Origin of the sequence: Reichenbachiella sp. MALMAid0571 (assembly GCF_040151475.1) — a bacterium.
Taxonomy (GTDB): Bacteria; Bacteroidota; Bacteroidia; order Cytophagales; family Cyclobacteriaceae; genus CAXBNB01.
Genome location: NZ_JBDKWG010000090.1, coordinates 1 through 23,888 on the forward strand (window position 1 = coordinate 1; position 23,888 = coordinate 23,888).

Annotated in this window: 20 protein-coding genes; 3 read left to right on the top strand and 17 right to left on the bottom strand. The window is 37.5% G+C overall.

Features of this window, described 5'->3' with window-relative positions:
* Positions 1 to 256: 256 nt before the first annotated feature.
* From AAOP42_RS02690 to AAOP42_RS02725, 8 genes are all read right to left on the bottom strand, one after another.
* Complete coding sequence (locus AAOP42_RS02690) at positions 257 to 1,555, bottom strand: TRAP transporter large permease (protein ID WP_502947642.1); 1,299 nt, start codon at positions 1,553 to 1,555, stop codon at positions 257 to 259.
* Between the two features lie 7 nt (positions 1,556 to 1,562).
* The gene (locus AAOP42_RS02695; protein ID WP_349526918.1) at positions 1,563 to 2,039 is read right to left on the bottom strand and encodes a TRAP transporter small permease; all 477 of its coding nucleotides are present in this window, start codon (positions 2,037 to 2,039) and stop codon (positions 1,563 to 1,565) included.
* A 1-nt stretch (position 2,040) separates the two neighbouring features.
* Positions 2,041 to 3,045 (bottom strand): TRAP transporter substrate-binding protein, encoded by a 1,005-nt coding sequence (locus AAOP42_RS02700; RefSeq protein WP_349526919.1) that lies wholly within the window; start codon positions 3,043 to 3,045, stop codon positions 2,041 to 2,043.
* Between the two features lie 242 nt (positions 3,046 to 3,287).
* Entirely contained in the window at positions 3,288 to 4,682 is a 1,395-nt protein-coding gene (gene uxaC, locus AAOP42_RS02705; RefSeq protein ID WP_349526943.1) for a glucuronate isomerase, read from the bottom strand.
* Between the two features lie 105 nt (positions 4,683 to 4,787).
* Positions 4,788 to 6,149 carry a Gfo/Idh/MocA family protein gene (locus AAOP42_RS02710; protein WP_349526920.1) on the bottom strand — a complete coding sequence of 454 codons (1,362 nt, stop codon included), beginning with the start codon at positions 6,147 to 6,149 and terminating at the stop codon, positions 4,788 to 4,790.
* A 28-nt stretch (positions 6,150 to 6,177) separates the two neighbouring features.
* Complete coding sequence (locus AAOP42_RS02715; protein WP_349526921.1) at positions 6,178 to 7,566, bottom strand: 3-keto-disaccharide hydrolase; 1,389 nt, start codon at positions 7,564 to 7,566, stop codon at positions 6,178 to 6,180.
* A gap of 41 nt (positions 7,567 to 7,607) precedes the next feature.
* A complete protein-coding gene (uxuA, locus tag AAOP42_RS02720) occupies positions 7,608 to 8,822 on the bottom strand; it encodes a mannonate dehydratase (protein ID WP_349526922.1) in 1,215 nt (404 codons plus the stop codon).
* 92 nt (positions 8,823 to 8,914) lie between these two features.
* Positions 8,915 to 9,733, bottom strand: coding sequence for an SDR family oxidoreductase (locus AAOP42_RS02725; protein WP_349526923.1), 819 nt, complete (start codon positions 9,731 to 9,733; stop codon positions 8,915 to 8,917).
* A gap of 211 nt (positions 9,734 to 9,944) precedes the next feature.
* Here AAOP42_RS02725 and AAOP42_RS02730 point away from each other — a divergent pair, with 211 nt between their 5' ends.
* Positions 9,945 to 10,973 (top strand): LacI family DNA-binding transcriptional regulator, encoded by a 1,029-nt coding sequence (locus AAOP42_RS02730; protein WP_349526944.1) that lies wholly within the window; start codon positions 9,945 to 9,947, stop codon positions 10,971 to 10,973.
* Positions 10,974 to 11,064: 91 nt separating this feature from the next.
* Here AAOP42_RS02730 and AAOP42_RS02735 read toward each other — a convergent pair whose 3' ends face one another.
* Both AAOP42_RS02735 and AAOP42_RS02740 read right to left on the bottom strand, forming a co-directional pair.
* Entirely contained in the window at positions 11,065 to 14,067 is a 3,003-nt protein-coding gene (locus AAOP42_RS02735; protein ID WP_349526924.1) for an outer membrane beta-barrel protein, read from the bottom strand.
* A 392-nt stretch (positions 14,068 to 14,459) separates the two neighbouring features.
* Positions 14,460 to 14,870, bottom strand: coding sequence for a hypothetical protein (locus tag AAOP42_RS02740; protein WP_349526925.1), 411 nt, complete (start codon positions 14,868 to 14,870; stop codon positions 14,460 to 14,462).
* Between the two features lie 147 nt (positions 14,871 to 15,017).
* Here AAOP42_RS02740 and AAOP42_RS02745 point away from each other — a divergent pair, with 147 nt between their 5' ends.
* Positions 15,018 to 15,956 (top strand): formylglycine-generating enzyme family protein, encoded by a 939-nt coding sequence (locus AAOP42_RS02745; RefSeq protein WP_349526926.1) that lies wholly within the window; start codon positions 15,018 to 15,020, stop codon positions 15,954 to 15,956.
* 55 nt (positions 15,957 to 16,011) lie between these two features.
* Here the strand turns inward: AAOP42_RS02745 and AAOP42_RS02750 are convergent, their stop codons facing one another.
* On the bottom strand, positions 16,012 to 16,377 hold the full coding sequence (locus tag AAOP42_RS02750) for a MotA/TolQ/ExbB proton channel family protein (RefSeq protein ID WP_349526927.1): 366 nt from the start codon (positions 16,375 to 16,377) through the stop codon (positions 16,012 to 16,014).
* A gap of 137 nt (positions 16,378 to 16,514) precedes the next feature.
* Between AAOP42_RS02750 and AAOP42_RS02755 the strand changes: the two genes are divergently transcribed.
* Positions 16,515 to 17,276 (top strand): LytR/AlgR family response regulator transcription factor, encoded by a 762-nt coding sequence (locus tag AAOP42_RS02755; protein ID WP_349526928.1) that lies wholly within the window; start codon positions 16,515 to 16,517, stop codon positions 17,274 to 17,276.
* A gap of 232 nt (positions 17,277 to 17,508) precedes the next feature.
* Here AAOP42_RS02755 and AAOP42_RS02760 read toward each other — a convergent pair whose 3' ends face one another.
* The 6 genes from AAOP42_RS02760 to AAOP42_RS02785 form a co-directional block, all read right to left on the bottom strand.
* Positions 17,509 to 18,909: an MBL fold metallo-hydrolase RNA specificity domain-containing protein gene (locus AAOP42_RS02760; protein WP_349526929.1), complete on the bottom strand. Its 1,401-nt coding sequence runs from the start codon at positions 18,907 to 18,909 to the stop codon at positions 17,509 to 17,511.
* Positions 18,910 to 19,103: 194 nt separating this feature from the next.
* Complete coding sequence (locus tag AAOP42_RS02765) at positions 19,104 to 20,075, bottom strand: glycoside hydrolase family protein (protein ID WP_349526930.1); 972 nt, start codon at positions 20,073 to 20,075, stop codon at positions 19,104 to 19,106.
* 149 nt (positions 20,076 to 20,224) lie between these two features.
* Positions 20,225 to 20,893 carry a hexitol phosphatase HxpB gene (gene hxpB / locus AAOP42_RS02770; protein WP_349526931.1) on the bottom strand — a complete coding sequence of 223 codons (669 nt, stop codon included), beginning with the start codon at positions 20,891 to 20,893 and terminating at the stop codon, positions 20,225 to 20,227.
* A 12-nt stretch (positions 20,894 to 20,905) separates the two neighbouring features.
* Positions 20,906 to 21,718, bottom strand: a complete 813-nt coding sequence (locus AAOP42_RS02775) for an NIPSNAP family protein (RefSeq protein ID WP_349526932.1) — start codon at positions 21,716 to 21,718, stop codon at positions 20,906 to 20,908.
* A 57-nt stretch (positions 21,719 to 21,775) separates the two neighbouring features.
* On the bottom strand, positions 21,776 to 23,188 hold the full coding sequence (locus AAOP42_RS02780; protein ID WP_349526933.1) for a COG3014 family protein: 1,413 nt from the start codon (positions 23,186 to 23,188) through the stop codon (positions 21,776 to 21,778).
* A 103-nt stretch (positions 23,189 to 23,291) separates the two neighbouring features.
* Positions 23,292 to 23,882: a penicillin-binding protein activator LpoB gene (locus AAOP42_RS02785; protein ID WP_349526934.1), complete on the bottom strand. Its 591-nt coding sequence runs from the start codon at positions 23,880 to 23,882 to the stop codon at positions 23,292 to 23,294.
* Positions 23,883 to 23,888: the final 6 nt, after the last annotated feature.

The following is a 23,888-nucleotide window of genomic DNA, read 5'->3' on the forward strand; positions in this document are numbered from 1 at the left end:
AATTAGGTACTTGTTCACATGCTTTTTCAATGATTGTTTTACTTTTTTTTCATAACTTCAATTCTTATTTTGTGAACTCCGAAGTTAGAAGTTCTTTGGCATTCCCCGAAGGGCTTCCGACGAAGGAGGTTCGTTCAACAAAGTCCTGCATCCTTCCAAAATGAAGTACAAAACTTATTGAAATGACCAAGGGTTGATTTGCGCATGACTAAAATAATTATGCCTGTGCAGGTATATTGATTTGACTACACAAAAACTACAATCCAAAAACACCAGGCAACCAAAGAGAAATCCAGGGTATATAAGTGATCAGCATCAGTACCACAAACATGGCAAACAGATACGGAATTAATGGAACAATCACTTTGGTAACACTCACTTTTGCCACGCCACTCCCTACGAACAACAGTGTGCCTACAGGTGGCGTGCAGATCCCTATGCAAAGGTTAAGCACCAATACTATCCCAAAGTGAACAGGATCCATACCCAATGCCGTTACCACTGGTAAAAATATCGGTGTAAAGATCAGGACAGCTGGTGATATATCCATAAATGTGCCGATTACCAACAATGTAAGGTTGATAATCAAAAATATAACAACTGGGTTGCTGAAATTCTCTAACATAAATCCGGTGATCATCTGTGGAATACTAATGAATGAAAACAACCAGGACATGGCCATAGATGTACTAATGACCGCCATTACAAGTGCTGTAGTCTTAGCACTGTTCAACATGATAGAAGGCAAATCCTTAATGGTTATGGCTTTGTAAATAAAAGCCAGTACTGCAGCATAAAAAACTGCTATGGCAGCCGCTTCTGTAGCTGTAAAAATACCAGCTACAATGCCACCCACTACCACTACCAACAACATCAAACTAAAAAATGCATTTTTCAAATACTTAAAGGTATCAGACAAAGAAACCTTTTCTCCTCTTGGTAATTTTTTCTTAAAAACCATATACCCTGCAGTAAGCATAAGAGCCAGGCCTACCAAAACACCTGGTAAATAACCTGCTATAAAAAGTGCCGCAACTGAAGCCGTACCTCCACTAGCCAATGCATAAACTATCAAAATATTACTTGGTGGAATCAGTAATCCGGTTGTAGATGAGGTAATGTTGATGGAAGCACTCATCGTCCTTGGGTAGCCTTCATCCTCCATCCTGTCGGTCATGATACTGCCAATGGCTGAAGCTGCTGCCACAGCAGATCCTGATACCGCACCAAATAGCATCGCTGCAAGTACATTCACATAAGCCAATCCTCCCGGAAGCCTTCCGATCAGTGAATTGGCAAGATTTATCAGTCGATTGGCAATTCCTCCCTGCTTCATCAACTCTCCTGCAAGCACGAAAAATGGTATTGCCAGCAAAGAAAAACTATCGATACCAGTTGTCATTCTTTGGCTTACCGTGGTAATAGCCGGTAGGTTGTTTACGTTGAGCAGTAATGTCAATGTGGTGGAAATTCCTATACTATATACCACTGGCACTCCCAGACCAAGAAGACCAAAAAACGTAACAAACAATAATATTATGCTAATGATTTCAATATCCATCTTAAGTTCTTTCTTTGAGTATGTTGTAAATAGAATAGAAAATGATCAATACACCACTGATGGGCACAATGGCATACACATAGCCCAAATGCACATGCAGGGCAGATGAAATCTGTCCCAAAGAAAGCGTGATGTAAACCAGGTTTCCACCTCCTACTATCAATACTACAAGTGCAAATAACATAATCAGGCATTCAATGACAATTGATACTTTTTTCTGCTTCTCTTTAGAGAATTTCTGGTATAAATAATCCATAGTCAAATGTGCCTTTTGTCCATTGAGGTAAGCCATACCCAAAATACTAAGCCAGATCAAAGAAAACCGGGCAAACTCTTCGGTAAAAGAAGGAGAATTGGACAGTACATATCTGGAAAAAACCTGACCAAGTACATCTATCACCAACAAGGAAAAGATGACAATCAAGGTTTTCTCAATAACCTTATTTATGCTATTATAAATGCGCTCTAATGTTTCCAAATTAATAAGACTTAATTTTATCGACTAAGATTTTCATTTTTTCGTCTTTCGAAAATTCATCAATCAACGATTGAGATTCTTTCTGAAATAGTGATTTATCAGGATAAATTACTTCGACATTGTTTTTCTTCAAAAGGGCAAAACATTCTTCGACAGACTCTGCCCAGTATTTCTTTTGAGCAACCACAGATGCTTTAGCGGCCTGGCTTACCCATTGCTGCTCCTGTGGTGACAAGGTGCTCCAAAATTTGGTACTAATTACCATCACATCAGGAATGTTGCTGTGCTCGTCTATGGTGTAGTACTTACAAACCTCATAATGATTGGAAGAAACAAAAGATGGCGGATTGTTTTCAGCCCCATCGACAACACCCTGCTGTAATGCAGTGTATAGCTCTCCATAAGCCATAGGCGTAGCAGAACCACCAAAATTATTTACCATGTCAATCGACATCTGGTGGTTCATTACTCTTATCTTCAGTCCTTTTAAATCAGCAGGAGTATGTATTGGTTTTGTTTTAGTATAAAAACTTCTGCTTCCGGCATCATAAAAACACAATCCTTTCAATAAAAAATCACTGCTCCCTTCCATCATTTCTTCTCCAACATCTCCTTCTAAAACATCAAAAAGATGTTTTTTATCTCTGAATAAATAAGGAACTCCAAGCACCTCGTATTCAGGAGAGAAATTGGCCATAACAGCAGCACTTACTTTGGTGATAGCAATACTTCCAATTTGCAACAGCTCCAAAACCTCTCTCTCACTGCCCAACTGGCCATCGGGAAATATTTTGATTTTCAACTTACCGTCAGAAATTCTATCCAACTCATTTTGAAAAAAAACAATTCCCTTATGTACAGGGTGAGTTTGTGGCAAGCTGTGTGCTAAAAAAAGTGTTTTTGTTTTCGAAGTTTGATTACAGGAGTTTAGCAACAAACCTGAAATCAAACAGAGAGCCAAAAGAAAGTTTTTCACCAAAAACGATGATTTATAGTGATGTAGCATTTATAGTTTTATAAAAATTTAACCTTATTTATGATTCAATTCTTTCAAATATAAATCAAAATATTTTCTAACCTAACAAGTGTAACTATTAGGGCAACCGCATTTAAAATTTCTACTGCTCCTAGATTGTTCAGGGGTCTGTTAGGGTTAACTATAACTCTAACAGATACCGCAACAAGTGCGGTAAGGTGTTTTATTTTTAAATGCGTTTGACCAAGTGAAATCATTACATTTGGCCTGTATTAGTCGAAATTAAAGTACTTGTTTGCATTGTTATAAGATATATCTTCAACCATCTGTCCCAGCAAATCCATATCATTTGGGATCAATCCCTTCTCCACATCATCACCCAATAGATTACACAAGATTCTTCTGAAATACTCATGCCGGGGAAAAGAAAGGAAACTTCTACTATCCGTAAGCATACCAACAAATCTGCTAAGTAAGCCCATATTTGATAAAGAATTCATCTGACGTTCCATACCATCCTTTTGATCCAAAAACCACCACCCTGTTCCAAATTGAATTTTACCAGGCGTAAGTCCGTCGTTGAAATTACCAGCCATTGTTGCCAGTAAATCATTGTCTCGAGGATTCAAATTGTATAAAATGGTTTGACTTAGTTGATTGGTATTGTCCAAAGTATTTAGAAAATTGGATAAAGATTGAGCCTGATTAAAATCACCCATAGAATCATATCCTGTATCTGGCCCCAATTCTCTTAATGCCCTTTCATTGTTGTTTCGCAATGCTCCCAAATGAAACTGCATCGTCCATCCTTGCTTGTAATAGCCTTTTCCCAATTCTATCAGGATGTAAGTCTGTACTTGTTCTATTTCATCAGCATTGAGGCTTTTACCACTTCTTACTTTTTTGAAATTCGATTCGGTAGTAGAAAGTTCGGCTTTCTGATAAGGAATCCTGTTCAGTCCATGATCTGACAGTTTACAACCCAATGAAGTGAAATACTCCATACGGCTATGAAGTGCCTCAATCAGATCGTCAAGAGATTTTATGTCAATAGAAGCCGCATTTCCCAACTTATCAATATAGGTATTGTAAGATGTAATATCTTCCAATGCCAGACATTTGTCCGGTCTGAAGGTAGGCAATACTTTGATGCCTTTTGCTGCAGTTTTAATTTGTTTGTGATATGATAAGTCATCTATTGGATCATCAGTCGAACAAGCAACTTTCACCTGCATTTGATCCAGCAAATCATAGCAACCAGCTTGCTGCAATTTGTCATTGCTCATTTCAAACACTCGTTCTGCTGATGCTCTATTCAGCAATTCGTCAATCCCAAAATACCTCTTCAGTTCCAGATGAGTCCAATGATATAAGGGGTTTCTTAAGGTAAATGGAACTGTCTCTGCCCATTTATTGAATTTCTCAACTTTAGAAGCATTTCCTGTCACGTATTTTTCATTGATACCGTTGGCACGCATCGCCCGCCATTTGTAATGGTCTCCTTCTAACCATGCATCAGTAAGCGTTTCAAATTTCCTGTTTTCAGCTATATCCTTAGTAGATAAGTGATTGTGATAGTCTATAATGGGTTGGTCTTTTGCATAATCAAAATACAGTTGCTCTGCGGTTTTCGATTGCAATAAAAAGTGGTCGTTGATAAAGGTCATCGATTGATCTAATAGTGAAAGTCCATAGTAATAATCAACAGTCAATAAGGAAAGTAATCTTTAACCATTGACTGTTGACAAATCTAATAATTCAATTGTAACAAATTACAACTTTGGCTCCCAACCCGGCTCGTACTCACGTCCCCAAAGCTTCATGGCATCACGGTCGTAAATTCTACCCGTATTCTCATCTATCTCAAATGGTTTTCCAATTCGATGAGAAATATTCGCATAATGCGTCAACAACTGACTTACTACTCCTTGTTCGATTGGTGAGGTCAAGGTCTCTTTTCCACGAATAGTGTTAAAGAAGTTGGAAGCATGCTTGGTCGTCATGTCTCCACCACCACCAAGAGCGGTACCTGCTTCATTTCCAGCCGCTTTGCTATCTTTCAGCAACTCTCCTTTTAAATTATACAATCTATAGCCTCCACGATCAACATATACAGACCCTTCTGATCCATATATTATTGTACCACGCCCAGATCCATAAATATTGTATTTATTACGGCTCTGCCCATCCCATTTGATCACTCTGTTGTCAGCAAAACGAAATGTTGCTTCCATAGTGTCATACATAGTCCAGCCATCATTTACATATTGGAATTTGCCGGATACTACATCTACTTTTTCAGGATACTTTACATCCAGAGCCCATCTTGCTATGTCCAACTCATGAGTGGCATTGTTTCCCATCTCGGCAGTACCATAGTCCCATCCATACCAGTGCCAGTTATAATCCCAGGTATCATGCATGTACTGCTTCCTTGGTGCAGGACCCTGAAATAATTCCCAATCCAATCCTTCGGGTGGTGCGGCTTTCTTCGCAACCGGAACTTCTCCTCTGTCATTGGTATAAAAAGCAATAGCTTTATAAGTTTTTCCTATTACACCATTGTGAATTTGTTTGATGATATCAATAGATTCAGGAGAAGAACGCTGCTGATTTCCCATTTGTACCACTTTATTGTATTTCTGCTGAAAACCAACTACCAGTTCTCCTTCTTTTGGATTGTGGCTACATGGTTTTTCAAGATAAATATGTTTTCCTGCCTCCATACCCATACACGCACCAGGCGTATGCCAGTGATCCGGAGTAGCCATAAAGATGGCATCTACTTTTTGATCATCAAATACTTTTCTGATATCGTTCTCAAGAACAGGTTTATTTTTTATGGATTTAGCAAATTTGGCAGCAGCTTTATCACGCTGACTTTTCATTACATCACATAAATAAAGTAATTCCACATTGTTTTCTTTCAATGCGACAGGCTCTATATAAGCTCCATAACGCCTGCCTAATCCTTGTATAGCCAGAAAGAGTCTGTCATTAGCACCCTTTACTTTTCCGTAACTTTTAGCCGACATTGCATTGGCTGAGCCTGCAAACGCCATTCCTGCAGCACCTGCCATGGCACTTACAGTTGCTTTCTTCAAAAAGTCTCTTCTTGATGTGTCTTTTTTCATGATTTGTTTTTTTGTGAGTGAATATGATTTACAGCTCCATAATTTTAATATTCTTAAAAGACACTTTGTCGCCGTGATCTTGCAGCAAAATATGTCCTTTTTTGAAGTTTCCGAAGTTTGGCCATTGTTGGTATTTACTATAATTTACCAATGCCTGCCACTGTAGGGTATTCCTCTCATATTCCACTACTTTAATACCGTTTAAATAATGTGTTACCACATTTCCTCTCACTTCTACCCGTGCCCGGTTCCAACTTCCTATTCCGTTAAACCGCTTCTCTCTCTTGCTTGCATCGTAAAAGGTGCCATTTGCCGGAATCAAATCATATAATGAAGCCAATGTACGGTTGCCCAATACCCCCTTTTTAGCATCAGGGTGTTTTTTGTCGTCCAGAATCTGAAATTCACACCCAATAGCTGATCCTACTCCTTTGTTTAGATCTGTTTGAACAAAATATTTGATACCACTGTTAGCACCTTCCGTCAAGTTAAAATCTACTTCTAAAACAAAATTTTCATACTCATCTATTGTTACAATATCACCTCCATTTCTGGATTCAGCACCATCTGAAGATAGTACACTTAACACACCATCTTTAATCTCCCACCCTTTTTCCGGGAAATTTTCCAATTTAGCACCTCTCCATCCTGCTGAGCTTTTCCCATCCCAAAGTAGTTTCCATCCCTCAGATTTTTCTGTATCCGTCAATTGATTGGTAAGGTAGCTCACCTCTTTTACACCCTTCATTGGAGTGCGGTTTTTCTCCAAATCTTCTGTCATAATTCTTACATTTTTCCAGCGAATTGTTTTCCCTGCCTGCTCTTTATGATCACCAATTCCATGAACCTGTAAACCTATAAATCCTTTGGCTGTAAGGTCATCAACTAAGTTAGCGCATGGGATTCCATTCAACCATGTTCTGATAGAGCTACCAACCGCTTCTATTCTATACTTATTCCACTCTCCTTTTTTAAATGCTTTCCTTGCTTCCTGATTGTATTCCAAAGGATACAACCAACCTCTTCTTCCTTCATCATAGATTCCGGCAGACCAAGCCCTGTCAGACCCATCACATTCAACCTGGTATCCATGTACCTTACCTTCTTTATACTCAGGGATACTATTGCTTCTAATCTGAACACCAGAGTTTAGCCCTTGCTCCATTTTCATTTCATATTCCAATATGAAATCACCATAATACTCCTTAGTAGTCAAGAATGTATTGGGGGTTCCTACTTCACTGGTTCCCACAATTTCACCATTATCAATGGTGTATTTAGCCGTCCCGTTCAGAACTTTCCATCCTTTAAAATTCTTTCCATTAAAAAGGTTTGTCCACCCATCAGATTGCTTCTTTTGAGCAAAACCGGAAAAGGTCAATGACAAAATGATAGCGATAATTTGAATTCTCTTCATCGTGTATATAGTATTTGTGTTTAATTTCTTTTTTCTATTATTTATATGCTTTCCAGGGTTCTTGAAATACCTAATTCCAAACCTCTTAATTCGGCTAATCCTCTCAACCGTCCAATGGCTGAATAACCGGCAAATGGAACATGCTTTTTAAGGTCATCTAGCATCTGATGTCCATGATCGGGACGCATAGGAATGGCAAAATCATCTCTCCCACTCTCTTTTCTCTTTTTTACCTCTTTGACCAAAGCAAGCATCACAGCATACATGTCTGTGCTTCCAGTAAGATGATCTGCTTCATAAAAACTACCATCAGCCTGACGTTGAACATTCCTTAAATGCAAAAAATGAATTTTATGCCCTAGTTTTTTAATCATTCCGGGGAGGTCATTTGAGGCATTCGGACCTAAAGACCCTGTACAAAAAGTGATCCCATTACTCGGACTATCTACACAACTGGTCAAATAGGTTAAATCCTCTTCATTGGAAATGATCCTTGGCAATCCAAAAATAGGATATGGTGGATCATCCGGATGACAGCATAACTTTATTCCGGCTTTTTCCGCTTCAGGCACAACTCTTTCAAGGAAATACTTAAGATTACTTTTTAAAACAGCAGCATCAACATGCTCATATTGAGCCAGAAATTTCCTAAAGTCCTCTATTTCAATAATATCCGTCGTGCCTGGTAATCCAGCCAGTACATTTTTCTGCAATAGTTCTCTTTCAGCCTGATTGAGTGAATCAAACCTTTCCTGAGCTTTTTGAATTACTTCCGGTATATATTCATCTTTTGCTTCCGGTCTTTTTAAGATAAATAAATCAAATGCTGCCAAATTGATTGCATCAAACCGAAGTGCTTTTGATCCATCTTCTACTTCATACACCAGGTCGGTTCTGGTCCAATCGAGAATAGGCATGAAATTATAACACACCGTATAAACGCCACATTCAGAAAGATTTTTGATCGTCTGAATATAGTTTTCAATCATCTGATCTCTTTCTGCACTTCCTTTTTTAATCGACTCATGTATATTAACACTTTCTACCACTGACCATTTAAGATCTCTTGCTTTATTCTTTTTTTCATCCCACTCAATGATCCTTTTCCTCTTTTGGATTTCTTCAACCGACCAAACCTCTCCTACCGGAATATGATGGAGTGCATTTACAATTCCTTTTGCTCCTGCCTGTAGCACATCATCTAACGATACCATGTCGTTAGGCCCGTACCACCTCCATGTATGTAGTAAACTCATTTTCGTAATTTATCTTTATTTGTATAATTAATAATTTAAATCGTTTGGCTTGCTAATACCATAGCCTAACGAGTCAGATTCATAACTTGTATTTAAACCCCGCTAAAAGCACTAAATCCTCCATCAATTGGAATTACAATTCCGGTAACAAATTTTGAAGCTCCGCTACACAGGTATTGAATAGCACCATTCAGTTCTTCAGCTACACCAAATCTTCCCATTGGCGTTTTTCTGATTACAGTATTGCCTCTTTCTGTATAAGATCCATCAGGATTGGTGAGCAACGCCCTGTTTTGTTCTCCAATGAAAAATCCGGGTGCAATTGCATTCACTCTAATACCTTCTCCATACTTATGAGCCATCTCTACAGCCATCCATCTCGTAAAGTTTTCAATAGCTGCTTTGGAAGCAGAATACCCGGCTACTCTGGTAATTGCCTGTGCCACCGACATAGATGAAATATTGATGATAACTCCGGTACCTTGATTGGCCATTACTTTGCCAAACACCAATGATGGGATCACCGAACCATTTAGGTTCAGGTCAGACACTTTTCTGAATGCATCAATAGACAAATCAAAAATGGTTTGCTCCGGTGTAATTGTCGCACCAGGCATGTTGCCACCAGCGGCATTGATGAGAATATCAATTGTTCCCCATTTGCTAAGAATATCTTCCTTAACCAATTCCAAATTATCCTGATCCAAAACATTTCCAGCCAAACCAATAGCTTCGCCTCCCTGATCTGTGATTTCTTTAGCTCTTGATTCAGCCGCATCTTTATGCAAATCCAAAATTACAATCTTCACTCCTGCTTCGGCCAGGCTTACAGCCATACTACCACCCAATACTCCACCACCGCCAGTGATTACCGCTACTTTTCCGGTAAGGTCAAATAAATTCTTACTCATTTGTTATTTATATAGATTCTTGAAAAGTTAATATTTACGCTAGTTGAATTTCCGTTAACGTACACGAAAGTATGAAAATACTTTTTTCGTTCCAAAAAAAAGCCCATATTTATTTGAATATTAGAGAAATCAAATCTCTGGATATTGCTAAAAAAGAAACATTTTTGCCTTACTAAAGAAAGAAATCATAAAAAAAGTTAGTGTAAAAGATATAGCCGCTCATGCCAATGTATCAATTGGAACAGTTGACAGGGTAATCCACAACAGAGGCGAAGTTTCTGCAAAAACCGCAGAACGGGTGAATGAAGCGATAGACAAACTAGGATATCAACCGAATCTCATTGCCAGGTCTTTAGCCACAAAAGTAAATCACAAACTGGCTGTATTTTTACCTGATTCAACTGATACCAATGACTATTGGCACTACCCTATTTTAGGAATCCGACAGGCTATAGATGAAATTTCCGATCATGGCATCAATATCAGGTTTTACTTTTTCGACCTGAAAAAAGAAGAAGACTTTTTAAAAAAAGGAAAACTATTAATCTCTGATGCTCCGGATGTAGTAATTACAGCACCTATGTTTATGGGCAATCAAAATACCATATTTTCTCAACTGGATCAGCATGGAATCAAATATGTATTGATTGATTCGGATGTTTCCAGTTCTTCAAGAATGGCTTTCGTAGGCCAACATTCTGAACGCAGTGGACTAGTGGCAGGACGACTGATGAGTTCATTGATAAACGCTGGTGACAACATCCTTATTACCAATATTCAAAGTGGGTCTGACATCATTCCGGTTATTCAGAAAAGGATCAAAGGTTTTTCCGACTACCTTGGTGAACATAGAGCCTCATCTAAGGTTTTTGAGCTGAACATGCCGCTAGAATCCAATAGTTCAGGTCCGTTGATACAACACATAGAAGAGCATCAGGTAAAGGGTGTCTTTGTGCCAAGTTCCAGAGCTCATATCGTTGCTGATTTTTTAAAAGATCAAAATGCGCCGGACATTAAAATAATAGGGTATGACTTAATTAAAAGTAATATCAAATACCTTAAAGACGGGCTTATAGACTGCTTAATAAGTCAAAGACCTGCCAAACAGGGTTATCATGGTGTAATGAGTTTGTTTAACCACTTAGTAAAAAAAGAAAACAGCCTTCAAAACATCATTTTACCCATTGATATTATATTAAAAGAAAATGTAGATGATTACATTTCATCTATCCAACTGTAACCAACAATATTATATCCATTTCTCCCACAAAAAGAATCGCCAATGAAACATACATATCATTGGCGATCAATTTTAACAAAAACGAGTAATCCTATTTGGATGCTTTAAATTTTCTTAATTGGTAGCTAAATGTCAACATAAAATATTGCTGCAATACCTGAGTTCTTGTTTCCTGAAGATAAGTAGAAGTTACACTTTGGCTAATACTTCTGTTTTGTTTTAACAAATCAAATACTGACAATTCCAACTCTCCTAAATTGTTTTTGAGGAATTTCTTAGCAATGCTCAAATTCCATAAAGTGTATGCAGTATTAAACTCATCATTTACACCATTGTACTTTTGATAAAAAATGTCACTTCTGAATACAAGGCCTTTCCAAAAAGTAAGATTGAATTTACCACCAAGCGTCTGGGTAAGATAATTGCTATTAGAGTTGCTCCTAGCCTCAGCAGAGTTCACAACCGTATTGGTACTGGCACTATAGTAAATATTGAAATCAATATCCTTACTAAAATTACTCACTAAGGACAACTTAGCACTTCCTGAATAAGTACTGGCAAAGTTTTCCACTTCGTTGTTCAAGCCTGGTTGACGCCTGTAAGACAAACCAATTGTAGTATTTATATTTGACTTCAGTTTGGTCATCGGCATTCCATAAGTAGTGCTGTTGGTAGCATTCCAATACCCGTCCAAATTGATGGGACGTGAGATTTGTGTTCCTCTGGGTACTTCTACTCCATCTATTACCATATCTTCATCAGCAAATTGAGTTTCATTGGTAACATAGTTGAGTGTAGTTTCTACTCTGGTATAGTTTGATATAGATGTGTTCTTATCAATATTAGATTTTCCCATTCTCATGAAAAAAGAATGAGAATAGCTTTGTTTTAGTCCAGGATTACCCAAAGACCAGAGCAATGTATTACTTCGATCTACCACGTTTTGAAGTTGACTTACTGAGGGAGCATCCGTCTCTCCGGAATACCTGAAAAACATATCTCCACCTCCTTTGAAGTTTACTCTTCCCATAAGAGAAGGGATAATGTTATCAAATTTCCTTTGAAAACTACCCGTCTCCGGAAAAAACTGGTTACTGTTCAAAATAGCATGTTGAAAAGCCACTTCAGCCCTGAAAAACTGACCAAAACTCCTGTTTGTGAGAGACAGTTCAGTCTTGTGGGTAGTATAACCACTTTCAAATTCGTTGGAAAGCCCAGAGTTAAATGTCTTATTTTCCTGCTCTTCATCTACGATATAAGCCTTCTTATCAGACGTTCGATCATTGTAATTTATTTCATGTTGAAGCGATACTTGACCATTGGCTCCTACAGGTTCTGAGTAGGTGACTTCTACATTGTATGAATACTGTTTTTCCTTGGTTAAATATTCATAATTGGTCAATGAATCATTGTCTAATTCTATCAGTAATTCCTGCTGATAATTTTTACGATCAGTATCTTGTATTCTATTGCTTAACTCAAAAGAAAGTGTCCTTCCGATTTTTCCGAATTTATGTTGAAAATCTATGTCATTACTTATGTTGTAGCTTTTATTAAAACTTTGATAATTGTTTTGAGTTTCTTTTATTACCTCACCATTTTCATCCCGGGTAACTCCATCTGAGTAATCTTTACTTTTGTTGTCCTGATAACTAATGGACGGCCTGATTACCAACCTGTTATTTTCGTTGATATTATAGTTTATCCTCATGTTCATCCTATGATTGAGGTTATCAGCATTTGAACGATTTTCTGCAGAGTAGTAGTCTCTACCATCAGCTGCAAATTGACGATTTGTAAATTCGTTGTTGTTGTTATCAGTTTTATTGAAAAAATAGCTGCTTTCAAGTGTGGCCTTCTCTCCCAATTTATCTGTAAAATTCACACCAAAAGAATTGGTCTTAGTGATACCACTCTGAGTACCAGTCATAAAATTATCATTTCCACCTCCACGAAAACCACCTCGCTGACTTCCTCCTCCAACTCCGGCAAGGTCTTCACTACTAAAGTTCTGAATGTTTACATTGTTGGACATCCCAATCAAAGTTATCCGCCTATCCTTACCGAAAGAATTTAGATTGACTCCCGCATGATAATGATCATCGGTACCATATCCACCATATATTTTACCAAACTTCCCATTTCGCTTACCCTCTTTAGTAACCACATTCATGGTTTTAGTGGTATTGCCATCATCAATTCCTGTAAACTGAGACTGCTCACTTTTCTGATCAAATACCTGAATATTTTTCACCACTTCTGCAGGAATGGTATTTAAAGAGAGTAATGGATCTTGTCCGAAAAATCGTTTTCCATCCAATAGCACCTGCTGTACGGTCTCCCCATTGGCTGAAACACCACTTCCATCTACCACTATTCCCGGCATTTTGCTTACGAGATCCTTTGTACTCGCATCGTTGTTTACTTTATAAGCATCCGCATTGTACTGAAGTGTATCGCCTTTCTTTTCCATGGCAATCACTTCTCCCTTCACTTCTATGGTCTCTAGCATTTTGGAATCCTGCTTCACAAATATCCTTCCCAGATTCATATCAACCGATCCCACTCTTATCACCTTGGTATAAGAGTGATACCCCATGCTGGTGATGTCCAAACGGTAAAATGCATCTTCAACATTTTTAATAGCAAAAGCACCCTGTATATCCGAAACAGCATATTTTGATTTTGTAGAATCCCTTATATTTAACAGTTTAATTGTTGCACCAATGATCTCAGAACCATCTTCACCGTCGGCTAATATTCCCTGAACAGTCCACTTTTTTCTCGGTTCTACAGACTTCACTTCCTCCTGGGCACCAGCCCTCCTATTCTTAGCTGCCTCTTGATATGTGGCAAATTGATTTTCATTTAATACGTCAGCAATCAATCCATCTTTTTCATCTCTCAAAGCTTCCATCTTAGTCCTCATCTTGTCAAAACTCCTCGTTCTCATCATCTCATCCATTGTTTCTTTAAATGTCTGAGTAAATTCATCATAGATACCATCCATCAATTCTTTCTGTTCCTTAGAAAGATCTGTCAATTCTTTATAAACATTTTGCTTTTCACGGGTCACCATATCTTCAGGACTCATGCGCTGTGCCATCAGAGTACTAAAACATGTACAAATTAAAATTGTACATAAAACAAAAGAGGGTTTGTTTATTTTCATAATCTAAGTATTCCTGTTTAAGAGGATTTCAATTTGATAAAGTCAACATTGATATTCCAAAAGTAAAATCAAATTCTAATCCAAATTTGAAGTTCGATGTTTGATCTTGCAAAAATTATAATTTATTTATGTTACGTGCTTAGAAGTCAAAAGTCAGGAAAACTTGCGCCTGGTAATTTATTTTTCTACCAACGACTAATTCTTTTAACCAATCAGCAGGTTTGCTTAAAGAAGCAAACGATTTATAAAGAAAAAAACTACCCCCGTAAAAAGAGTAGTTTTTTTTCTTTATGAAATTTAATTTATGGCAAATTTTATTCCCTTCCTTCTGGTCGGTTCCCTCTCCGGCTCCTTTGCTCCTCTCTCACTTTATCCATTAATTCTGTGTATTGTGTATTTTGTTCCTCATTAAATATTCCTTTTAAGGCCTCATCTTTTTCAGCTCTAACTGATTGCATGATTTCACGCATTCCCTGAATATCTCCAGAATTTTCTGCTCTGGCTTTTTTTATTGATGCCTCATAATCTACAAATACTTTATCTACCATTACTTTCTGATCATCACTGAGGGTAGTAATGTTATCAGTAATCAACGCCTTTTCTTTTTTTATCATTTCGGCTGGATCACGTCTTTGACCACCCTGGCCTCCAGGCCCTTGCGCTATGGCCCATTGAGTTGCCAACATTCCAAGAACCATAAAAAGCACTTTCTTTGATCTGTTCATTTTATTTAGTTTTAGTTATATATTTCCTTAGATGTTTTTCAAATACAAAACTTGCATTCCGACATTACTTTTTTTTGAAAAAATTTCAGACTGGGTAATCTTACATATTATCCTTTAAGTTTGTACTTTATTTTACCAGACAAATTAATGAAAAGAATCTACTTACCTATAATGCTTGGAGCACTTATTTGTTGTACTCAAAATAAAAAAAATACTGAATCAACTCAAGTACCACAACAAGTCAGTGAGGAATCAAAAATTCAAGGAGACTCAAAAGAAAATATAAAGGCAAAGCCCAAAACAGGAAGTACCGATGGTATGATTCATTTTGATGGAGGCAATATTATTATAGGGTCTGAAAACGGCACTCCCGATGAACAACCTCCTTTTGAAAAAAGGATTGAGCCTTTTTTTCTTGACAAAAATCTGGTGACAGTTGGTGATTTCAGGAAGTTTATTCAAGCTACAGGTTTTAAAACAGATGCTGACAAATTTGGAGATTCTGGCGTTTTTGATTTCGAGCAGGGAAACTGGAACCTGATGAAAGGTGCCAATTGGGAATATCCGTTTGGACCTCAAATGCCAAAAGCAGAAGAAAACCATCCGGTGACACACGTAAGCTGGAACGATGCACAGGCCTATGCTACCTGGACAGGAAAAAGATTACCTACGGAATTTGAGTGGGAATATGCAGCCAAAAACGGGGAAAATACTAACGATAAATATGCCTGGGGCAATCAGTTGGTAGTAAAGGGCAGGTATATGGCCAATGTTTGGCAAGGGGAATCAGTTACCCAACCTGAAGTCCTTGATGGGTTTATGTTTACTTCCCCTGTTGGAGCATTTGGTGAACACCCATCCGGACTAACTGACATGGGTGGTAATGTATGGCAATGGTGTGCCAACACTTATGAAGGATATCCGGGAAGTCCTACAGCAGGACAAAGAGACGAATCCATAAAAAGTGCCAGAGGTGGTTCATTTATGTATGATCAGGCAGGAGATGCCAGTTTCTCTACTACTTTCAGATCAAAAAACACTACTGACACCTCTTTGTTCAATACAGGATTTAGGTGTGCTTTATGATTTTCTAAAGACCATTATATGCACTGAACCTTACAGGTTTTATTACTGGTATTCCCTATCTAATTTTGAAACTCAATCCAAACCAGATTAAAAATGATAATATGTAAATTAGCATACCATAAATAGTAGTAATTGAACTGATTTTTAATCCACCAGCCAAGAGTGCCTGACTAATTGAACCTACCTCTGCAACTACTTCAAAAGCTCCCATTAAGCCGATCATTTGACCCAATATTCCAACAATCAAAGCAAACAAGCCTACTTGCTTTATGTAACTAATTTTTCTAGCTGCTGCTTCTTTAGAATTAAACCCTTTTTTAAACAACGGTAAACCATTAAATATTGAAACTACAATTAGGATAATAAAAATAACAGTAAGGTAGCCCATGAATGAACCTCCCATTTCAAATAACTCTGACATAATCTTTAAATTTAGTGAATAAATAATTTTCCAAAGTTTGAAACACTAAATGATTGAAGCAATGTTGTATCCACTTCAAAACCTGTATTTCATCGACTTTTGCCTAATTTTGGAAAGAAAATGGACATTTTTGATCCATGAATACGAGAATACTCACCCATACTCTTTTTTGGACACTGACCACTTTGTTCCTTACCATTTACTTTGGACGAATTGCCAATGACTATGGTCAGGCTTTCTACTTTGCTACTTTCATGTTACCTGTAGCAATGGCCACCAGTTATTTTTTCAATTACTATCTCGTACCTCAGTTTCTGATCAAGAAGAAATATTTGAAATTTACGCTCTACTTTTTTTACACACTTATATTTTCGCTCTACCTAGAGATGCTAGTCATGGTGCTATCATTTATTGTGTTGGCTAATTATCAATATGATAAAATGAATCCGCTTACCGTGGACATTTTTCCGATGACTACCATACTTTACTTAATTGTATTTGCCGTTGCTTTTATCAGAACCTTTCGTGCTTTTCAGAACAGTCAACAAAGTCAGAAAGAGTTACTTGATTTGAGCAAGAAAAATGAGAACTTGTCAATTACAGTTAAATCCAACCGTGAGTCTATACTGATCCAGTTGAATGATATTACACATATAGAAAGTCTTGCTGACTATGTAAAAATCCATACACCGGACAATTTAACTATGACCAAAGAGAAAATCAGTAAACTTCAAAAAGAACTTCCCTCACACTTTATTAGAATTCATAGATCATATATAGTCAACAAGAATTTTATTGACTCATTTTCAAAAGAAAAAATAAAAATTAACGGTTTTGAGTTACCAATTAGCAGGACTTATAAAAAGCAAGTTTTGGAATTGTTGGGACTTGATAGTTAGTAGAAGAAATGCTTATTATAATTACCCAAAAACTTTATAGAATTATTGACCTACCTGACACTTGGGAAGCCCTACAGCAGGACAAAAAGTACCTAAAATGACTAATTCATCTATAGATCAAGCAGGAGATATACCCATTTTATCTCTACCTTTCGATCAAAAAACACTACTGACACCTCTTTGTTCAATACAGGATTTAGGTGTGCTATTTAAAGGCTAATAGATACCTTAATCATATGCTGTATTCGGAATACCTGGAAGGGATATTAATATTGTTGAATCCGACTTCTTTCAATTTGGCTTTAAAGGACTGCTGTACATTGTGTTCTCCATGCACCAAAAAAAACTGACGTACCTTTTCCGGTTTTTGACAAGAAAGGTATTTGATCATTTCCTGATAATCACCATGAGCACTTAAAGAATCTATTGCTTTTACTTTTGCATTGACCTGATGTTCTACTCCAAATATTTTAACCATCTTATCTCCATTCCTTAGCTTTCCGGCAAGTGAAAGAGGTTCTGCATACCCTACAATCAAAATAGAATTCCTGTCGTCCTCGATATTGTGCATAATATGGTGCTTTACCCTACCCGCTTCTGCCATGCCAGAAGAAGATATTAGAATAAATGGCCCTTTCTGATCATTCAGCTTTTGAGAATCTCTCTTATCCGTAATGTATGTGAGCCGATCGAAACCAAAAGGATCAGGTCTTGATTCAATGAATTCCTGCACTTCTTCGTTGAGGTTGCTGGCATAGCTTCTCATTATTCTGGTAGCGTTTACAGCCAACGGACTATCGACATATACCTTAACATCAGGCAGCAATCCATATAAATTCAATTTATTTAAGGCATATACAATCTCTTGTGTCCTTCCTAAACTAAAGGCTGGAATAATTACTTTTCCTTTTCTGTTTTTACACGTATCAATGATGGCGTCAAGAATTTCCTGATCAGGATGAATACTTTTATTGTGCAAACGATCACCGTAGGTACTTTCACATATAATAATATCAGCTTGAGGAAATGGAGATGGATTTTTTAGTAAGGCAGTATTATACCCTCCTATATCACCTGTATATGCAAGTTGAGTTGTTTCATTTACTTCCCTAATACTCAGGTTAGTAGTAGCACTTCCCAAAATATGACCATTGTCTGTAAAAAGTAATTTGATATGGTCGTTAATTTCGAATGGAGTATCATAATCTATTGGCACAAATTGGAGTAAGCAATTTACCACGTCCTCTTTGGCATAAAGAGGTTCTATCATTTCCCTGCCTTGGACTCTTCTCCTTTTATTTACAAATCTTGCATCCGCTTCTTGTATGTGTGCGCTATCCATAAGCATGATTTTACACAAATCAAAAGTAGCATGAGTACAATAGATATTTCCAACAAAACCATCTTTGACCAATTTAGGAATCAAACCAGAGTGGTCTATATGTGCGTGAGACAAAATAAGGTGGTTGACATCTTTTGGATCAAATCCAAATTCCTTGTTTAATGTATAAGTATCTTTGCCCATACCCTGAAACATACCACAGTCCAATAAAATTTTTTCATTGTCCCATAGTGTAATCAAATGTTTACTCCCAGTAACCGTTTGGGCGGCACCATTAAAACTAATTTCCATACAAACTACACATTTTTGCTTAACTAAATGACATTGATAATCCGGGTTTTAACCAATGAAACTTGATCTTATACGACCCATGACGATATTTCTTTATTAAAACTTAATTTGCCTTTGTTCTAAATTGTGACATTTATAATGCCTTGACCTGAATCAAAGCTGATGTAACATAATCAAAAATATACTCCTAAAAACTACTCTTCAGGAAACCACCCCAAAAGAAATTGCTGTAATGTCCCTTCATAGTATCCTTCAGCTAAAAATTCTTCGCCTCGCTGATTTCCCCATGAATAATTAATCACCAACTTTCCATTGAATTCACAAAAATCTATATCGGAGTTGTTGATGTTTATGGCATTTGATACCTCTTCCAGCAATTTCTCTGACAAATTAGGATTGGCAATTCGTTTGTCTTCGTCAGACGCTTTCAAGACGGGGTTTAATGGACTTGCTTCCCATTGTATCAGGTCCTTTGACCTCACAACCCTCATTTCATACCCATCATGTGCCTCCAGGTAAAAATTATAATAATACCCATCAAGGTAACGCAGACAATGAGGTGCTGTATAACGGTCTTTTGCGTAGTTGTGATCAGGTGACAAAACCTCCCATTTTTTCAAATCCTTAGATTTTGCAAAATTAGCCGTGAAACGCTCGCCAGACCTTTCATCAGGTTTGCCTATTTCAAACATCAATACAAAACCTTCCTCATCCCGGGTCATCGAAGTATTGAAAATTCCAAATCCGGGAAGTTCCAACGCCAGCCAGTGATCCCAATCCACCAAATCTTTTGAAGCAAAAAAATGGATTTGTTCGCCATCCCAAATATCCACCCCGGTAACATAGACTATTTCGTTATGTACAAAGGCACTGCCTAAATGAAATCCTTTGGCAAAAGATGGTGTTGGCTTTCCTGTTTCAGTATCTACAAACCGAAAATACGAATCACCTGTATTATTTCCCCAGTAACCCTTTCTTACATATTCATATCTGTAAACCTTATTTTTAAATACTACAGGGGTAGTCTCTACTAAGTCCACATCAATAGTCCCTGACCTGATTATTAGTGGCCTACCCTCATTATCTACCAGTGGTTGCTTCGTAGTACATGATGATAAAGCGATAAGAAAAAATAGAAATAATAAATTGTCTTTTGGTGTTTTCATATCTAAAAGTACATTTTTTGTACTATGACCTATTTATTTTCAGGTGATAGTTATTTGATTCTTTCATCAATTCCATTTTTCCCACTTCACATCATGAAATGTTACAGGCACAAATGAGCTGTCCAGATACTCTCCAAACCTTATCACAATCAGGTTTTTACATGGGACAATGCCAACAGGTGTTCTTCACTAAAGTCTGAAAAATGACTAAGTTTCAAATCTGCCATCTTGTATTTTCCATCATCAAATTTCTCCTGTGGCAACAATGCCACGACTTTCATGTTGGCATTTTTAGCCGCTTTTATTCCTACTCCAGAATCTTCGAACACTATACAATTTGAAGGAAAAACATTGAGTTTTCTTGCTGTAGATAAATACACAGAAGGGTCGGGCTTTGCTTTCAGTTCGTCTTCAGAAGAAGATATAGAGTCAAAATAATCGATTACTCCTATTTTCTTCAATATGGTTGGAATAATCCTGCGAGGAGAATTGGTGGACAAACCTATCATAAAATCCTTTTCAGTAAAAAACTCTAACAAATCCTCCAAACCTTCCATTGGCTTGCCTTCCTTCGCTACCAGATTTTGCACATAATCAATCACATCATTTTCCACCTTTTCCAGACTCCTTCCTGTCCAGGGCTGTTGGTCAAACCAATACCTGGTTACTTCTACGGTTGTCATTGAAGCTGTTTTCTCTGCTTCTTTGTCACTGATCTGTACTCCCAATGCTCCGAAAACTTCTCTTTCTGCCCTTTGCCAAAAGGGTTCGGAATCGATCAACACGCCATCCATGTCAAAAATTACCGCTTTAATCATTTTTCAGCCAAATCAATAGTCGGAGTATTCAGTTGGGTAAAGGAATATTTTATCGGCATGAGAAACATTTTTTTGATATTTGGGGTCTGCTTTCAAGATTTCCCATTCAGGAGCTGTAAAAAATTCATTCCAAAGAGAATCTCTTTTTGCCTGATTGGAAAAAGTTGTCATATACATCAGATTGGGCATCTTCGACCCGGAAATGACCTCTCCATAGAAAACAGCATTGAATCCCAGTCTATCAAAAAGCTTTACCTCTCCTCCGGCATTGAACATATCCACTTTATTTTTATAAAGCTTCTCAGTGGCCGATTCATAGCTGCGCAATTCATATACTCTGGCTGACCTGTCTCCTTCTACAGGAGAAGCTTGCATCATTGGCATTTCTTCAAAAGCCTGCATGATAATGGATTCAAAACGCTTATAAGGAGTCTGATCATGGGCGGCATTTATATAAGCATTGCCAGCTGCCAGATATGTCTGATCCTTTTCTAATGCTCCGTCTATACTTATAAGTTCATCCATAGATGTGAAAGGAATCAAGACATACATTTTCAACAAAGTATCAGTCTCTGTGATCTTTTGCCTGAATACTCCCACTGATTCGATTCCAAGTTTTTTCACTGCCGGAATATACGCTTCCTTCAGGTATGCATCGGTCACTGCCACCTGTGTTTCTGTATCAAAAGTATAGACTTTGAGTTGGTAAAACTCCCTACCGGAAGTGACAACTTCCTCCACTTTTTTTTCTTCTAATGGCTTGTTTTCACAGTTTGCCAAGGCCAAAACAATTACCAATAACACGAGGTATTTAGCTGATTTCATTATTTTATTTTTTAGAATGTATGATTGAAAAGCCTAAGGTAGCAAATAAAAGCTTATCTAGGGTGCTATAGACTGCTGGTTTCTAGAAAAGCGGGGAGCCATTTCAAGGGAGTAAAAAGTATGAAATTGAGTCTTATTTTTGGAAATATCAAATTGAAACTCGTGAATCTGATTGTACTCTGAATTTCCTCTTGCTTTCGTTTTCAATTTCACTTCATTCACTCCTACCGGTAACTGCACCCGGGTATAATAGATACTATGTGGGATCGTTTGCCAATTGCGCGTGTCGGCTTTTTCAGTAGCTGCATTTACAATGCTTAAAACGGTAGCCAAACCCTTGTTTTCTTCTCTTAGTTTTTTTTCTGCTACTTTTTTCAAGGCTGCTCTTAGCAGGGATTTGGCCATTTCGATATGCATGCGTTCATCGAGTGTTTTAAAAGCAATTTTATTTACATCTTCAGCCAATTCAAGCTTATAGGTCTTATTATCTGCCACTAAATTTGCAGCAGTATATAAAGGTTCCCGCTCAATATACTTGGGAAACGCTACCCTAAAAAAACTCAAATCAGTGAGATCTCCCCTCTCGTCATCAGAATCTAATAGAAAGGGAAAGTCAAGTCCGTATTCTTCGTTGGCGAATGTGACAAAACCTCCACTACCTTTAATAATAGTAAAGTTTACCGACCATTCCGACTTTACGGGCCCCAGACCATTGTTCCAGAAAAACACCAACTCTCCTCCTTCATTTACCGACGGCTTATACTTTTTCTTAAACTCCTGTTCATATTGCTCCAATTCTGTTAAGAATCCATTCAAATATGCCGTTCTCATCAGGTCATCCCGTAATTGTTCCGGGGTTTCAACTCCAAACAATTGAACATACTCTTCTTTATAAATATTATAGGCATTACGATAGGCAATAAACGCATTGTTGTAATCGTGATTGGCATCATATACAATACCCATTAAGGTGTGTATAAAAGCATCTTTTTTGTAACGATTGTCACTGCGATATTTGTCACTAAGCTTATTTAGCCTATCGTTTAATCGCCTGCATTCGACCAATGCATTTTCATTTTCACCCATCTTCAGGTAATTCAATGCCTTGTAGTATAGCAACATCAGGTGTTCATGATCTTCTCCCTTGTATTCTATCAAGTTGGAATTTGTTAAAAAAGAACCAATCTCGTTGACATAATTTACTTTGTAATCTTCACCAAAAAGATAGGCCTTTTCTAAGAACTCGTTGCTCTCCTCCGGTTTGTCAAGAAGGGCTGCCACTGTGCCTTTATTTAGGTAGTAAAGAAATTTCTCTTTACTTTGAGCGGCTCCTTTGTTATCATTCAGCAGCTTTTCGGCCTGAGGTAATTCTCCCATTTCAAAATTTCTATTGAAATCCTGATTGAGGTGATAATAAGTAGCACAACTGCTCATTATCAACAAAAAGCATGTAGAATAGAATATTCGCATGAAGGGAATGTGGATTCAATTTCTAAAACTCAAAAGTTGACTGGTATCTTTTGAGTTTTAGAAATAATAAGTGTTTCGAAAAATAAGAAGACAAAATGCCCAACTAGTTTCTAATGAATTTCTTGATTTCCTTGTCGCCAATCCATACTTTTTCGTTGGTTTCAATACTTGCCAATTCCAGATTGACTTTGTAGTTATTGACTTTTTCTTTCCCATATTGATCCACTATAGATGTGATCACACCAAACATCATGAAATCTGCACCCAGTTCCTTGCCCCACTTAGCCTGAGTTTCTATAGAAGCAAATTCACCTTGCTCTGCCCTCTCTTCACGGAGTTTTTCTCTAAACACAGAATTCTGAACTACACGCACCATCCCGGAATTAATAAATTCCCTTTCTATATCTTTGATGAAAGTTTCGGACTCTATGTGCTCATTACTTTTGTTAGAAACCATACCTACGATGACCACTGGCTTACGATTTGTTGCTCTGTAAAAATCCTCTCTCCACGGACGTCTCAATACATCATTGATCATTTCTTCTGCTACCATCTTTGAGTCAGTATCATTCCACCGGCCACTCAGGTCTATTTGTTGATCAGGACTCACCCTTGTTACCGTACGTTGTGTACATCCAATAGTCAGTACAACCAGTACTGCTGTCATTATTGAGTTGTTAATTAACCTAGTCATTTTTGT

Bases quoted from the DNA above. Each gene is read 5' to 3' on its own strand.
- AAOP42_RS02750 (WP_349526927.1), bottom strand. From the start codon at position 16,377: ATGTCAGAGTTATTTGAAATGGGAGGTTCATTCATGGGCTACCTTACT.
- AAOP42_RS02745 (WP_349526926.1), top strand. From the start codon at position 15,018: ATGAAAAGAATCTACTTACCTATAATGCTTGGAGCACTTATTTGTTGT.
- AAOP42_RS02780 (WP_349526933.1), bottom strand. From the start codon at position 23,188: ATGCGAATATTCTATTCTACATGCTTTTTGTTGATAATGAGCAGTTGT.
- AAOP42_RS02740 (WP_349526925.1), bottom strand. From the start codon at position 14,870: ATGAACAGATCAAAGAAAGTGCTTTTTATGGTTCTTGGAATGTTGGCA.
- uxaC (WP_349526943.1), bottom strand. From the start codon at position 4,682: ATGACCTTTATCAACGACCACTTTTTATTGCAATCGAAAACCGCAGAG.
- AAOP42_RS02735 (WP_349526924.1), bottom strand. From the start codon at position 14,067: ATGAGTCCTGAAGATATGGTGACCCGTGAAAAGCAAAATGTTTATAAA.
- AAOP42_RS02710 (WP_349526920.1), bottom strand. From the start codon at position 6,149: ATGAAAAAAGACACATCAAGAAGAGACTTTTTGAAGAAAGCAACTGTA.
- AAOP42_RS02785 (WP_349526934.1), bottom strand. From the start codon at position 23,882: ATGACTAGGTTAATTAACAACTCAATAATGACAGCAGTACTGGTTGTA.
- uxuA (WP_349526922.1), bottom strand. From the start codon at position 8,822: ATGAGTTTACTACATACATGGAGGTGGTACGGGCCTAACGACATGGTA.
- AAOP42_RS02755 (WP_349526928.1), top strand. From the start codon at position 16,515: ATGAATACGAGAATACTCACCCATACTCTTTTTTGGACACTGACCACT.
- AAOP42_RS02775 (WP_349526932.1), bottom strand. From the start codon at position 21,718: ATGAAATCAGCTAAATACCTCGTGTTATTGGTAATTGTTTTGGCCTTG.
- AAOP42_RS02700 (WP_349526919.1), bottom strand. From the start codon at position 3,045: ATGCTACATCACTATAAATCATCGTTTTTGGTGAAAAACTTTCTTTTG.
- AAOP42_RS02760 (WP_349526929.1), bottom strand. From the start codon at position 18,909: ATGGAAATTAGTTTTAATGGTGCCGCCCAAACGGTTACTGGGAGTAAA.
- AAOP42_RS02715 (WP_349526921.1), bottom strand. From the start codon at position 7,566: ATGAAGAGAATTCAAATTATCGCTATCATTTTGTCATTGACCTTTTCC.
- AAOP42_RS02765 (WP_349526930.1), bottom strand. From the start codon at position 20,075: ATGAAAACACCAAAAGACAATTTATTATTTCTATTTTTTCTTATCGCT.
- AAOP42_RS02725 (WP_349526923.1), bottom strand. From the start codon at position 9,733: ATGAGTAAGAATTTATTTGACCTTACCGGAAAAGTAGCGGTAATCACT.
- hxpB (WP_349526931.1), bottom strand. From the start codon at position 20,893: ATGATTAAAGCGGTAATTTTTGACATGGATGGCGTGTTGATCGATTCC.